A 12220-nucleotide genomic window follows, 5' to 3' on the forward strand; every position below is an offset into this window, starting at 1 on the left:
GCCGATCCAGGTCAGCCCGGCGTCGATCACGGCCTGCGCGAAGTCGGCGTTCTCGGAAAGGAATCCGTAACCGGGGTGGATCGCGTCCGCACCCGAGTCCTTCGCGGCCTGCAGCACCTTGGCCATGTCCAGATAACTGGCGGCCGGGGTGTCACCGCCCAGAGCGAACGCCTCGTCGGCCGCACGGACGTGCAATGCGTCCCGGTCCGGATCGGCGTAGACGGCGACACTGCCGATCCCCGCATCCCGGCACGCCCGGGCGACGCGGACAGCGATTTCGCCACGGTTGGCGATGAGCACCTTGCGCACGATGGCTCCCTCCTTGAAACAAGCTGAGTTTAGGGACTGCCGACACGGCCTTTCGACCCATCCCCAGTGGTGAGCTTGCCCACACGGAGCGTGATACGAGGCGTTCGGGGTCGTGAAATCCCTTGTCGTACCACGGTACGCAGGGTTCCTTTACGGCACAGTAGCTCCGAGGTGTGGCGCAGGTCTCTGTTCCGGCGACCAGTCGCCGAACGGGTTTCTTTGTGGAGTCCCTACGAATGGCCCAATGATTCTTTGCCGCACGGTCCCTCTGCGCGGACCCTTGTCCGAAGGTTTACCAGTCAGTAGCCTTCGCGCTGTCGTCCGTACTGCAGGTAACAGCCGTATATGGGGGTGGCCGAGGTGGCCCGCAGACCGATAGCACTCGTGACGGCGGCGGTGCTCTTCCTCGAGGCGCCGGGCATCGTCGCGCTCAACGCCGTCATGGCCCGGTTCGTCGACGTCCAGTCGATGTCCCTCGACGGTCTGGACCCGGACGCGATGGTGACCGGCACCTGGGTGCTCGGCATCGTCTCCGGCCTCCTGCTGGCCCTCTGCGCCACCGTCGCCCTGATCGCCGGCGTCCGGGACAGGCGCCCCGGCCGGGCGGGCCGGGCCCTGCTCATCGGCTGCGCGATCGTGCACGGGGTGCTCGGCGCGGTGACGGTCGGGCTGATCGGCTGGGGCGCGTTCGCGTTCATGACGGTGGTGCTCGGCCTGATCGTGCTGACCCTGGTGGCCTACGGGAAGGGCGCCGACGCCCCCGAAGGGGCGCCTGCCGCCGCCTGAGGCGTGCGCCTTCACCGAACGACGGCCTCAGACCCACAGGTCGGTGATCGAGATCCCCAGCTTGCCGAGCAGGCTCCGCAGCAGCGGCAGCGACAGGCCGATCACATTGCCCGGGTCCCCGTCGATGCCGTCGATGAACGGTGCCGAACGGCCGTCGAGGGTGAACGCGCCCGCCACGTGCAGCGGTTCCCCGCTCGCCACGTACGCGGCGATCTCGGCGTCCGTCGGTTCGCCGAAGCGGACCACGGTGGAGGCGGTCGCCGACTCGTAGCGCTTGGCGGTCGTGTCGTACACACAGTGACCCGTCTGGAGGATGCCCACCCGGCCGCGCATCGCCTTCCAGCGGGCCGTGGCCTCCTCGGCGTCGGCGGGCTTGCCGAGCGCCTGCTTGTCCAGCTCCAGGACCGAGTCGCAGCCGATGACCAGTGCGCCGCTCGCCTCGGGCCGGGCGGCCACATGGGCGGCCTTCGCCTCGGCGAGGGCGAGGGCGAGCTCGGCCGGGGTCGGGGCGTGCATCTTGTCCTCGTCGACGCCGCTCACGATCACCTCGGGGGCGAGTCCGGCCTGCCGCAGCAGTCCGAGACGGGCGGGGGAGGCGGAGGCGAGCACGACACGGCGGCGATCAGCAGTCATGGGGGCAGCGTAGCCAGTACGACGGCTCCCGGTCGCCCGATCGCCCGGACCGTGGTGGACGCGGCGGGGGACTACGGGCAGGGCCGGGCGGGCTCGGGGAACTCGGCTCGGGGAACGCTCAGTGCACGCCGGCCACGAACATCGCCACCACCATCGCCAGGGCCAGCAGGATGGACGCGCGGCGCAGCATCTGCTGCATGTCGCGCATCTCCTTCGGAGGCTCGTTCTTCGGGTCGGACCAGAGCATGGCTTCGATCCTGCGGGCGGGAAGGCCGGGGCGCCTGAGTATCCGTACTCAGGCCCCCCGGTGCCAACGGACTAATTACGGGCCGGTGAACACCCCGCCACCGGCCGCCGCCAGCGCCGCCAGAACCGCCCGCTCCGCGTGCTCGGGGCCCAGCGGCTCGCGGGTGACCATGAAGCGGTAGTAGAGCGGCGCCGAGACCGCGCGCAGCAACTCCAGGCCGTCGGTGTCCGGCGGGATCTCGCCGCGGGCCGCCCCCCGCTTGGTGACGGGGACCCACTCCTCCAGGCGGGCCCGGTAGAAGCCGTTCAGGGCCTCCGCGCACTCCTCGTCGCAGGCCGCGGCCGCGATCACCGCGCGGAAGACGGCGCCCATCCGGGGGTCGGTGAGGGTCTTCCGTACGAGTTCGGCGTTGGCCCGCAGATCGCCCGCCAGGCTGCCGGTGTCGGAGGCCGGCAGGGACCGGTCCGCCATGTCCCGCAACAGGTCGGCGACGAGGCCGACCGGGGAGCCCCAGCGGCGGTACACGGTCGTCTTGCCGACGCCCGCGCTCGCGGCGATCTGGTCCATGTTCAGCGCGTGGAAGCCCGCGGCGGCCAGGGCCTCCTCGGTCGCTTCGAGGACGGCCCGGCGCACCTTCGCGGTACGGCCCCCGGGGCGCACGGTGCCGGCCGCGGCCGACTGGCTCTCGCTCAAACGGGTCTCCTGTTCCATTAACAGCTCCGACTCTGGTACGGTCCTGACCATCCTAATGGAACCGAGAGCCCATTAAGGGGTCCGTCATGGCCGCCACCGCACTTTCCACCCGTACAGACGACCCGCCCGCCCGCATGGACGGCCGGATGCGACTCGTCCTCCTCGTCCTCCTCGTCGCCCAGTTCATGCTGGCCGTCGACTTCTCGATCCTGAACGTCGCCCTGCCCGTCATCGGCGAAGGACTCGGCTTCTCGCTGGGCAACCTGCAGTGGATCGCCACCGCCTTCGCCCTCGCCGCCGCCGGATTCACCCTCCTCTTCGGGCGCGTCGCCGACATCGTCGGACGCCGGCGCCTCTTCCTCGGCGGCATGGCGCTCCTCGGGATCTCCTCACTCGTCGGCGGACTCGCCACCGGCCCCGAGACACTGATGGCCGCCCGCGTCGCCCAGGGGCTGGCCACCGCCGCCGTCACCCCCGCCGGGCTCTCCCTGCTCACCTCCTCCTTCCCCGAGGGCCCCCTGCGCGCCAAGGCGCTCGGCCTCAACGGCGCCCTCATGTCCGCCGGATTCACCACCGGCGCCGTCCTCGGCGGCGTCCTGACCGAGCTGCTCTCCTGGCGCTGGGCCTTCTTCCTCAACGTGCCGGTCGCCCTCGCCGTCCTCGTCGTCGCGCCCGGCGTCCTGAAGGAGAGCCGCCCCGAGGTCCGCCCCCGCCTCGACATCCCCGGCGCGATCACCGTCACCGGCGGGCTCCTCGCCCTCGTCTACGGCCTCACCGTCGCCGGCGAGCACGGCTGGACCGACCCCCTCGCCCTGACCGCCCTCGCCGCAGGCGCCGTCCTCCTCGTCGCCTTCCGGTTCGTGGAGAAGCGGGCCGCCTCCCCCCTCGTACCGCTGCGGATCCTGGGGCGCCGCACCGTCGTCTGGGGCAACCTCGCCGGGCTCGTCGCCTTCGTCACCGAGACCTCGCTGGTCTTCCTGATGACGCTCTACCTGCAGGACGTCCTCGGCTTCTCGCCGCTCGCCGCCGGGCTCTCCTTCGGTGTCCTCGGCGCCGGAACGATCCTCGGCGGGGTCTACGCGTCCCGGTTCATCGGCCGCTACGGCAGCCGGGCCGCCCTCGTCGCCGGCGGACTCCTCCAGGCCGTCGCCACCGTCGCCCTCTACGCCCTCGGCGACGACCGGAGCTGGCTCTGGCTGCTGCTCGCCGCCACCTTCGCCGGCGGCATCGGCAACATGCTCGCCATCGTCGGCTTCATGGTCACCGCCACCTCCGGACTGCCCGACGAGGAGCAGGGCATGGCGACCGGCCTCGCCACGATGACCCAGCAGATCGGCATCACCATGGGCACGCCGATCATGAGTGCCGTCGTCGTCACCTCCACCACGGTCCTCGACGGCATCGGCCTCGCGGTCCTCGTCAACGCCGCGATCGTCCTGGCGGGCGCGCTCCTCGCGGGGTTCTTCCTGCGGCGCGCATGAGCCCCTCGCACGCACCGGGGACGCACGAAGGCCGGACCTCCCGCACAAGAGGTCCGGCCTTCACGGCTTCGTGCCCGTCACCGGTTGGGACCCGTCACCGGGCCGTCTCCGGCATCGTGTTCGTAGCGGTCACCGGGCCGTGCCCGGCACCGTGTTCGTACCCGTCACACCGGCCAGTAGGAGCGCGCCCACGAACGCGGCCCCGGCCGGTGCCGTACCCCGCGCGCGATCCGCGACGGGTCCGACCAGCCCTCGGGGACCACCGGGCCGCCACCGGCGGCGGACGCCGCCGCCGTCGCCGCGGCCCGGGCCTGGACCACCGCCAGTGCGGCGGCCAGCTCCTCCGGGGTCGGATTTCCTCGTACGACCTTGATCACAGCCGCTCCTTCCAGACCCTTAGAGGGGGATGTTGCCGTGCTTCTTCGGAGGCAGGGATTCCCGCTTCGTGCGCAGCTGACGCAGACCCTTCACGATCTGCGGACGCGTGTCGGACGGCATGATCACACCGTCGATGTAGCCACGCTCGGCCGCCGTGTACGGATTGAGCAGCGTGTCCTCGTACTCCTGGATCAGCCGCGCCCGCTCCGCGTCCTGGTCCTCGGCGGCGGCGATCGTCCTGCGGTGCAGGATGTTCACCGCGCCCTGCGCGCCCATCACCGCGATCTGCGCGGTCGGCCACGCCAGGTTGAGGTCGGCGCCCAGGTGCTTGGAGCCCATGACGTCGTACGCGCCACCGAACGCCTTGCGCGTGATGACCGTGATCAGCGGGACGGTCGCCTCGGCGTACGCGTAGATCAGCTTCGCGCCGCGGCGGATGATGCCGCCGTACTCCTGGTCCACGCCCGGCAGGAAGCCCGGCACGTCGACGAAGGTGATCACCGGGACGTTGAAGGCGTCGCAGGTACGGACGAACCGTGCGGCCTTCTCGCTGGCGTCGATGTCCAGGCAGCCGGCGAACTGCATCGGCTGGTTGGCGACGATGCCGACCGGGAAGCCCTCGACCCGGCCGAAGCCGGTGACGATGTTCGGCGCGAACAGCGCCTGGGTCTCCAGGAACTCGCCGTCGTCCAGGACGTGTTCGATGACCTTGTGCATGTCGTACGGCTGGTTCGCGGAGTCCGGGATCAGGACGTCCAGCTCGCGGTCCTCGTCCGTGACGTCGGTCTCGGCGACCTCAGGGAAGGCCGGCGGCTCGGAGAGGTTGTTCGACGGCAGGTAGGACAGCAGGGACTTGACGTACTCGATCGCGTCCTTCTCGTCGCCCGCCATGTGGTGCGCGACACCGGAGGTGGCGTTGTGGGTGCGGGCGCCGCCCAGCTCCTCGAAGCCGACGTCCTCGCCCGTCACCGTCTTGATGACGTCGGGTCCCGTGATGAACATGTGCGAGGTCTGGTCCACCATCACCGTGAAGTCGGTGATGGCGGGGGAGTAGACCGCGCCGCCCGCGCAGGGGCCGACGACCAGGGAGATCTGCGGGATCACACCGGACGCGTGGGTGTTGCGACGGAAGATCTCGCCGTACATGCCGAGCGCGCTGACGCCCTCCTGGATGCGGGCGCCGCCGGAGTCGTTGATGCCGATGACCGGGCAGCCGGTCTTCAGGGCGAAGTCCATCACCTTGATGATCTTCTGGCCGAAGGTCTCGCCCAGCGCGCCGCCGAAGACGGTGAAGTCCTGGGAGAAGACCGCGACCGGGCGGCCGTCGACCGTGCCGTAGCCGGTGACGACACCGTCTCCGTACGGCCGGTTCTTCTCCAGGCCGAAGTTGGTCGAGCGGTGCCGGGCCAGCTCGTCGAGCTCGACGAACGAGCCCTCGTCGAGCAGCAGCTCGATCCGCTCGCGCGCGGTCAGCTTCCCCTTCGCGTGCTGCTTCTCCACGGCACGCTCGGAACCGGCATGGGTCGCCTCGTCAATACGGCGCTGCAGATCCGCGATCTTGCCCGCGGTCGTGTGAATGTCGATCTCTTGTGGCTCTACCGACTCGGACATCGGGATGCGGCTCCCTGCCTGGTCACGGGGGTTCGTTGACTACGAATGGGCGAATGGTTGGCTGCTGATGGCCTACTGATCCGTAGGGTATCGACGCCGATACGGTTCGGCACTGCGGTCTTTGCCACACCTAGGCTGCCTTGCATGACGTCCTCTCATGGCTCAGGAGGGCCCTGGTCCGACCTGGACCGGCCCCCGCTCAACGCCGGCGCGCTGCGCCGCGCCCTCGTCCTTCCCGACGGTCTGTGGACCTCGCTCGACGTGATCCCCACCACCGGCTCCACCAACTCCGACCTGGCCGCCCGCGCCGACGAGCTGCCCGAGGGCACCGTGCTCGTCGCCGAGGAGCAGACCGCGGGGCGGGGCCGCCTCGACCGCAGCTGGGTGGCCCCGGCCCGGTCCGGCCTCTTCCTCTCCGTGCTCCTCAAGCCCGACGTGCCCGTCCACCGGTGGGGATGGCTGCCGCTGCTGACGGGCGTCGCCGCGGCGACCGGACTCGCGAAGTCCGCCGGCGTCGACCTGTCCCTCAAGTGGCCGAACGACCTGCTGGTCTCTGTCGGCGGCGAGGAACGCAAGACCGGCGGGATCCTCGCCGAGCGGGCCGGCGACCGGGCGATCGTCCTCGGACTCGGCATCAACGTCACCCTGCGTGAGGACGAGCTGCCCGTGCCGGGGGCGGGCTCGCTGCTGCTGGCGAACGCGGTCTCCACGGACCGCGACACACTGGTGCGGGCCGTCCTGCGGTCGCTGGAGAAGTGGTACGGACAGTGGGTGCGGGCCGACGGCGACCCCGAGGCCTCGGGCCTCCAGGCCGCCTACGCCGCGGGCTGCGTGACGCTCGGCCGCCGCATCCGGGCGCAGCTGCCGGGCGAGCGGGTGCTGGAGGGCGAGGCGGTGGCCCTGGACGGCGACGGACGCCTGGTGGTGGCGACCGAGGGCGGCGGCACGGAGGCGGTCTCGGCGGGCGACATCGTCCACGTCCGGTCCACGGCGTAGAGGTCCGGTCCACGGCGTAGAGCGGGGGCCTCCGGCCCGTTCCGCCCCCAGCGGAACGCAGGGTCCACAACCGGCCGCGCGGACGGTTCGGGCGTGAGCTGGCACACACCTGTCGTATCGTGGAGCGCGATCCAGGCTACAGATCGGCAGGGCAGTGGGCAGGGAACGGGCAGGAGGCGGCCGGTGACCGTCGACGACGAGAACGCGGGCGGGGACGAGCCGGCCACGTATCCCACGCCGCACCATGTCGTCGACCACACGGCGGAGCCGACCGACGACCCCCTCGCCATCCGCCTCGAACAGCTCATCCTCGGGGCCGACCGCCGCTACACCCCCTTCCAGGCCGCCCGCACCGCCGGCGTCTCCATGGAGCTCGCCTCCCGCTTCTGGCGCGCCATGGGCTTCGCCGACATCGGCCAGGCCAAGGCGCTCACCGAGGCCGACGTCCTCGCCCTGCGCCGCCTGGCCGGTCTCGTCGAGGCCGGGCTGCTCAGCGAGCCGATGGCCGTGCAGGTCGCCCGGTCCACGGGGCAGACGACCGCGCGGCTCGCCGAGTGGCAGATCGACTCCTTCCTGGAGGGCCTCACCGAGCCGCCCGAGCCCGGCATGACCCGTACCGAGGTCACGTACCCCCTGGTCGAGCTGCTCCTGCCCGAGCTGGAGGAGTTCCTGATCTACGTCTGGCGGCGCCAGCTCGCCGCCGCCACCGGCCGGGTCGTGCAGGCCGCGGACGACGAGGAGATGGTCGACCGTCGCCTCGCCGTCGGCTTCGCCGACCTCGTCGGCTTCACCCGGCTGACCCGTCGTCTGGAGGAGGAGGAGCTCGGCGAGCTGGTCGAGGCCTTCGAGACGACCTGCGCCGACCTCGTCGCCGCGCACGGAGGCCGGCTGATCAAGACCCTCGGCGACGAAGTGCTGTACGCCGCCGACGACGCCGGCACCGCCGCCGAGATCGCGCTGCGCCTGATCGAGACGCTCAGTCACGACGAGACGATGCCGGCGCTGCGCGTGGGCATCGCCTTCGGCACGGTGACGACCCGGATGGGCGACGTCTTCGGTACGACGGTGAACCTCGCGAGCCGGCTCACTTCGATAGCGCCCAAGGACACCGTCCTGGTCGACGGAGCCCTCGCCGAGGAGATCACCAGGACCGGTGACGCGCCCGTCTCGGAGACGCAGGCGGCGGAGGAGGCGGCCCGCGCGGAGAAGGAGGGCGAGGAGCCCCCGACGTACCGTTTCGCGCTCCAGCCGATGTGGCAGCGCCCGGTGCGCGGTCTCGGAGTCGTCGAGCCCTGGCAGCTGAGCCGCCGCCCCACTTAGGGGCCGCGGGGGTGGATCGGGCCGGGCCCGGCCGCATCCGCCCGGCACCCCCTAAGATCCCGGTGAACAGTCGTTAACCGGGAGGGTGTGCGGTCATGTCGGACCAGTCCGAGCAGCGTTTTGGTGAATTCGTCGCGGTCCGGAAGGGCGAGCACGGGCATGTCGCCGAGCTCGTCCTCGACCGGCCCAAGGCGATGAACGCGGTCTCCTCCGAGATGGCCCGCTCCATCGGCGCAGCCTGCGACGCGCTCGCCGCCGACTCCTCGGTACGGGTGACGGTGCTGACCTCCTCCAACGAGCGGGCCTTCTGCGTCGGCGCCGACCTCAAGGAGCGCAACTCCTTCACGGACGCCGAGCTGGTCCGCCAGCGGCCCACCGCCCGGGGGGCGTACACCGGCGTGCTGGAGCTGCCCATGCCGACCGTCGCCGCGGTGCACGGCTTCGCGCTCGGCGGCGGGTTCGAGCTCGCGCTCGCCTGCGACGTGATCGTGGCCGACGCGACAGCCGTGGTCGGGCTGCCGGAGGTCTCCGTCGGCGTGATCCCCGGCGGCGGCGGTACGCAGCTGCTGCCGCGCCGGGTCGGTGCCGCCCGCGCGGCGGAGCTGGTCTTCACGGCCCGGCGGGTCGAGGCCGCGGAGGCGCGCGAGCTGGGTCTGGTGGACCTGCTGGAGGAGGACGCCCGTACGGCGGCCCTTGAGCTGGCCGGCCGGATCGCCGCGAACTCCCCGGTCGGGCTGCGCGCGGCCAAGCGCGCGATGCGGCTCGGGCAGGGGCTCGACCTGCGGGCGGGTCTGGAGGTCGAGGACGCGGCGTGGCGGTCGGTGGCGTTCTCGGGGGACCGGGCCGAGGGTGTCGCCGCCTTCAACGAGAAGCGGAAGCCGCAGTGGCCGGGCGAGTGAGCACCCGGTGAGCCGGTGGGGCCTTGTGAGGGATGCCGGCTTCTCTCCGGCAGGTAACTTTCCGTGACGCTTCGCAGGTAAAAACAGACCAAACGTCCCTAAGCTGTAGAAATGGGAGAGGACGTGCGGCTGCGGGCCGTGGTGGCGCTGGCGCAGGCGATGGCGGCGGCGCACGCCCCGCGCGAGTTCTGGCGGGCGGCGGCGCTCGGCGCCCGCGACGCGCTCGGCGGCACGTTCGCCGCCCTGTCGGTCTGGGAGCGGGACCACGGCCGGCTCAAGGTCCTGGTGAACGCCGGGCAGCGGGCGGTCGGGGAGGAGGAGTTCCCCGACGCGGAGACCTACCCCGTGCACCAATTCCCCGAGATCACCGAGTTCCTGCACGAGCAGTGGGCGGGCGGCGGTGAGCCGGACGCCTGGGTGGAGACCGCGGGGGACCGCATCCCGACGGGCCGCGTGACCGGCCTGCGCAGGCGCGGACGCGGCTGCTGCGTGGTCGCGCCGATCGTGCTGCACGGGCGGGCCTGGGGAGAGCTGTACGTGGCGCGGCCGGCCGGGGCGCCGGTCTTCGACCGCGACGACGCGGACTTCGCGGCGGTGCTCGCCGCGGTGGTCGCGGCGGGCATCGCCCAGGCGGAGCGGCTTGAGGAGGTACGGAAGCTGGCCTTCACCGACCCCCTGACGGGGCTCGCGAACCGGCGCGCGGTCGACACCCGGCTCGACGAGGCGATCGAGCGGTACCGGACGGACGGGTCCGTGGTGAGCCTGGTGGTCTGCGACCTGAACGGCCTGAAACGGGTCAACGACACCCATGGGCACGCGGTGGGCGACCGGCTGCTGGAACGATTCGGCTCGGTGCTCTCGCGGTGCGGGGCGATGCTGCCGGGCGCCCTCTCCGCGCGCCTTGGGGGCGACGAGTTCTGTCTGCTGTCGGTGGGGCCGACGGCGGACGAGGTGGTGGCCGTCGCGGACGAACTGTGCGTACGGGCGGGGGAGCTGGAGCTGGGGGAGGGCGTGGCGTGCGGGGTGGCGTCGACGGGCGATCCGATCGGACCGCTGAAGTCCGCCCGCCGGCTCTTCCGTCTCGCGGACGCGGCGCAGTACCAGGCGAAGGCGGCCAGATCGGCGAAACCGGTCGTGGCGGGCCGTGACGGCACGGTCATCGCCCTGGCCGACGCCCCACCCGGAGCCCGCGACCGCCGCCGCTTCCGCGACGCGCCACCGGTGTGACGGGGCGGGGCGCGGGGGACGCCGGGACGGCGGCTCGGGTCAGCAGGTCGGGTTCGCGGCTCGGGTCGGTGGCCGGCCCCCGATCGCATCAGCGGGCGGGGAGCGTGGCGCAGGCGACGACCGCCCACACGGTCTTGCCCGGGGCACCGGCCCGGGTGGTCGTGCCCCACTCCGTGGCCAGCGCCGTCACGATGGCCAGCCCCCGTCCGCCGTCGGCGTCGGCGTTCGCGTCGGCCTCGGCGTCCGGACTGTCGTCCCGCACCGGGACCGGCTGCCGTTCCCCACGGGTGTCGCTCACCTCCACCCGTACATGGCCGTCGTCGCCCGCACTCAGCCTTAGCTCGGCGTCACGGCCCGGCACCCGGCCGTGGGTGACGGCGTTCGCCGCCAGCTCGGCGACCACCAGCTCCACCGTGTCGTGGGCCGGGGTGCCGTAACCCCAGCCCCAGAGGTCCATCTGATGAGAGGCCAGCCGTCGGGCCAGCCGCGCGCCGCGTGGGGTCGCGGTGAAGCGGAGGGCGAAAGTGGGTGATGGTGGTGTCGTCATGACCCGAAGATCCCGTTCCGGGACGGCCCGTCACCAGGGGTAAGGGTCTTACGGGGAGGCTCTGTCGGGGTGTGTGGGGGTGGTTGTCGGGGCGGTTCAGCCGGAGGTGCAGAGGCCGCAGAGCGTCTCGTCGCCGAGTGGCCTGAACAGCATCGGCTGGATGTGCTCACCCGCGCACTCCCGTGCCCGGGCCAGCCGCGCCGACAGACCTGGGCCGGGGGCGCGTTCGGACGGTTCGGGCGGCGTGGGCGGCGAGACGGGTGGCACCTCGCGGAGCAGGTAGCGCAACAGACCCCCGGGGTGGTGCACGGGGGTTCCGTCGCCGGGGAGGCCGCGCAGGACGTGGGCGTGGATGTCGGCGGAGGTGTGGCCGGCGGCCAGCCAGCGGGCGGTGAGCCGGGTCAACTCGACGCGCATGCCTGGGGGGACGTGCCGCAGGGCGGGGGAGAGATGGGGGAAGGCGGCGACGAGGGCGCGGGCCTCGTCGGGGAGTGCCTGCTCGGCGGGCTGGCTGGGCGCGGTGAGCGCGGTGAGCTCGGTGAGCTCGGCGGGCTCCGTGGGTTCGACGGCGGGGGTGGGAGGGTGGGAGGTGTCCTGCTCTGGGTCTTTCTTTGGATGACCGTCGGTCGGCGGGGTGGCTGGTTCACCGGCCGCCGGAGTCCGGGGACCCGGTGCCACCTGCGGCGACACCCGTTCCGTGCTGGTCGGCGCGGGCACTCCCGAGAGGATCTTCACGGCCTCGGCGGCGCTCAACGGCACGCTGGAGACCAGCTGTTGCGTCACCCAGAGACCGCCCGCCCCCTGCACGCGCCGCTCGTGCACGAAGCCCTCCTCCTTCAGCTGTCGCTTGGCGCGGGTGAAGGCGCATCCCCCGATCCGGGCACGTTCGGCGGTGCGCGACAGCGACTCACGGGCGCCTTGCGGAAGGGAGAGCTGCCAGGTGAGAAGGCGTACGGCGTCGGAGCTGAGGCGCGGATGCCGGATGATCTCGTGGGAGAGCTGGGTGAAGGCGCGCGGGGGCGCGCTAAAGTTCCTGTAAATCACGGTGGAGGCTCGTTCCACTAGTGGTCCAGGCCCTCGTGGACGGTTGCAG

At 72.0% G+C, this 12220-nt stretch carries 14 protein-coding genes; 6 read left to right on the plus strand and 8 right to left on the minus strand.

All coding sequences use genetic code 11. The features are described from left to right. Positions 1 to 309, minus strand: a 309-nt coding sequence (locus tag J7E93_RS29400) for a biotin carboxylase N-terminal domain-containing protein (RefSeq protein ID WP_308368784.1), incomplete at its 3' end; no start/stop codon positions are given. A gap of 345 nt (positions 310 to 654) precedes the next feature. Here J7E93_RS29400 and J7E93_RS29405 point away from each other — a divergent pair. After that, complete coding sequence (locus J7E93_RS29405; protein WP_215073041.1) at positions 655 to 1095, plus strand: hypothetical protein; 441 nt, start codon at positions 655 to 657, stop codon at positions 1093 to 1095. A 27-nt stretch (positions 1096 to 1122) separates the two neighbouring features. On the opposite strand, the gene J7E93_RS29410 is transcribed toward J7E93_RS29405, so the two are convergent. From J7E93_RS29410 to J7E93_RS29415, 3 genes are all read right to left on the minus strand, one after another. Continuing rightward, a complete protein-coding gene (locus tag J7E93_RS29410) occupies positions 1123 to 1728 on the minus strand; it encodes a nucleoside triphosphate pyrophosphatase (protein WP_215073042.1) in 606 nt (201 codons plus the stop codon). Between the two features lie 118 nt (positions 1729 to 1846). After that, positions 1847 to 1975, minus strand: coding sequence for a morphogenic membrane protein MmpB (mmpB, locus tag J7E93_RS37890; protein WP_285440970.1), 129 nt, complete (start codon positions 1973 to 1975; stop codon positions 1847 to 1849). Between the two features lie 75 nt (positions 1976 to 2050). Further along, a complete protein-coding gene (locus J7E93_RS29415; protein ID WP_215073043.1) occupies positions 2051 to 2719 on the minus strand; it encodes a TetR/AcrR family transcriptional regulator in 669 nt (222 codons plus the stop codon). Between the two features lie 35 nt (positions 2720 to 2754). Between J7E93_RS29415 and J7E93_RS29420 the strand changes: the two genes are divergently transcribed. Beyond that, positions 2755 to 4149 (plus strand): MFS transporter, encoded by a 1395-nt coding sequence (locus tag J7E93_RS29420; protein ID WP_215073044.1) that lies wholly within the window; start codon positions 2755 to 2757, stop codon positions 4147 to 4149. Between the two features lie 164 nt (positions 4150 to 4313). On the opposite strand, the gene J7E93_RS29425 is transcribed toward J7E93_RS29420, so the two are convergent. Then, on the minus strand, positions 4314 to 4526 hold the full coding sequence (locus tag J7E93_RS29425; protein ID WP_215073045.1) for an acyl-CoA carboxylase subunit epsilon: 213 nt from the start codon (positions 4524 to 4526) through the stop codon (positions 4314 to 4316). A gap of 19 nt (positions 4527 to 4545) precedes the next feature. Continuing rightward, positions 4546 to 6138 (minus strand): acyl-CoA carboxylase subunit beta, encoded by a 1593-nt coding sequence (locus tag J7E93_RS29430; RefSeq protein ID WP_215073046.1) that lies wholly within the window; start codon positions 6136 to 6138, stop codon positions 4546 to 4548. Positions 6139 to 6282: 144 nt separating this feature from the next. Between J7E93_RS29430 and J7E93_RS29435 the strand changes: the two genes are divergently transcribed. The 4 genes from J7E93_RS29435 (at position 6283) to J7E93_RS29450 (ending at position 10580) form a co-directional block, all read left to right on the plus strand. Further along, positions 6283 to 7134: a biotin--[acetyl-CoA-carboxylase] ligase gene (locus J7E93_RS29435; protein ID WP_215073047.1), complete on the plus strand. Its 852-nt coding sequence runs from the start codon at positions 6283 to 6285 to the stop codon at positions 7132 to 7134. A 183-nt stretch (positions 7135 to 7317) separates the two neighbouring features. Next, the gene (locus tag J7E93_RS29440; RefSeq protein WP_215073048.1) at positions 7318 to 8454 is read left to right on the plus strand and encodes an adenylate/guanylate cyclase domain-containing protein; all 1137 of its coding nucleotides are present in this window, start codon (positions 7318 to 7320) and stop codon (positions 8452 to 8454) included. Between the two features lie 95 nt (positions 8455 to 8549). Then, entirely contained in the window at positions 8550 to 9353 is an 804-nt protein-coding gene (locus J7E93_RS29445) for an enoyl-CoA hydratase/isomerase family protein (protein WP_215073049.1), read from the plus strand. 111 nt (positions 9354 to 9464) lie between these two features. Then, complete coding sequence (locus J7E93_RS29450; protein ID WP_215073050.1) at positions 9465 to 10580, plus strand: GGDEF domain-containing protein; 1116 nt, start codon at positions 9465 to 9467, stop codon at positions 10578 to 10580. Between the two features lie 88 nt (positions 10581 to 10668). On the opposite strand, the gene J7E93_RS29455 is transcribed toward J7E93_RS29450, so the two are convergent. Then, complete coding sequence (locus tag J7E93_RS29455) at positions 10669 to 11127, minus strand: ATP-binding protein (RefSeq protein WP_215073051.1); 459 nt, start codon at positions 11125 to 11127, stop codon at positions 10669 to 10671. A gap of 96 nt (positions 11128 to 11223) precedes the next feature. After that, on the minus strand, positions 11224 to 12171 hold the full coding sequence (locus tag J7E93_RS29460) for a hypothetical protein (protein WP_215073052.1): 948 nt from the start codon (positions 12169 to 12171) through the stop codon (positions 11224 to 11226). Between the last annotated feature and the right edge of the window lie 49 nt (positions 12172 to 12220).

The sequence above is a fragment of the Streptomyces sp. ISL-36 genome (genome assembly GCF_018614205.1).
Taxonomy (GTDB): Bacteria; Actinomycetota; Actinomycetes; order Streptomycetales; family Streptomycetaceae; genus Streptomyces.

What these genes read in the sequence shown, in the direction of transcription:
- J7E93_RS29405 (WP_215073041.1), top strand. Translation starts at nt 655, where the DNA reads ATGGGGGTGGCCGAGGTGGCCCGCAGACCGATAGCACTCGTGACGGCG.
- J7E93_RS29410 (WP_215073042.1), bottom strand. Translation starts at nt 1,728, where the DNA reads ATGACTGCTGATCGCCGCCGTGTCGTGCTCGCCTCCGCCTCCCCCGCC.
- mmpB (WP_285440970.1), bottom strand. Translation starts at nt 1,975, where the DNA reads ATGCTCTGGTCCGACCCGAAGAACGAGCCTCCGAAGGAGATGCGCGAC.
- J7E93_RS29415 (WP_215073043.1), bottom strand. Translation starts at nt 2,719, where the DNA reads ATGGTCAGGACCGTACCAGAGTCGGAGCTGTTAATGGAACAGGAGACC.
- J7E93_RS29420 (WP_215073044.1), top strand. Translation starts at nt 2,755, where the DNA reads ATGGCCGCCACCGCACTTTCCACCCGTACAGACGACCCGCCCGCCCGC.
- J7E93_RS29430 (WP_215073046.1), bottom strand. Translation starts at nt 6,138, where the DNA reads ATGTCCGAGTCGGTAGAGCCACAAGAGATCGACATTCACACGACCGCG.
- J7E93_RS29435 (WP_215073047.1), top strand. Translation starts at nt 6,283, where the DNA reads ATGACGTCCTCTCATGGCTCAGGAGGGCCCTGGTCCGACCTGGACCGG.
- J7E93_RS29445 (WP_215073049.1), top strand. Translation starts at nt 8,550, where the DNA reads ATGTCGGACCAGTCCGAGCAGCGTTTTGGTGAATTCGTCGCGGTCCGG.
- J7E93_RS29450 (WP_215073050.1), top strand. Translation starts at nt 9,465, where the DNA reads ATGGGAGAGGACGTGCGGCTGCGGGCCGTGGTGGCGCTGGCGCAGGCG.
- J7E93_RS29455 (WP_215073051.1), bottom strand. Translation starts at nt 11,127, where the DNA reads ATGACGACACCACCATCACCCACTTTCGCCCTCCGCTTCACCGCGACC.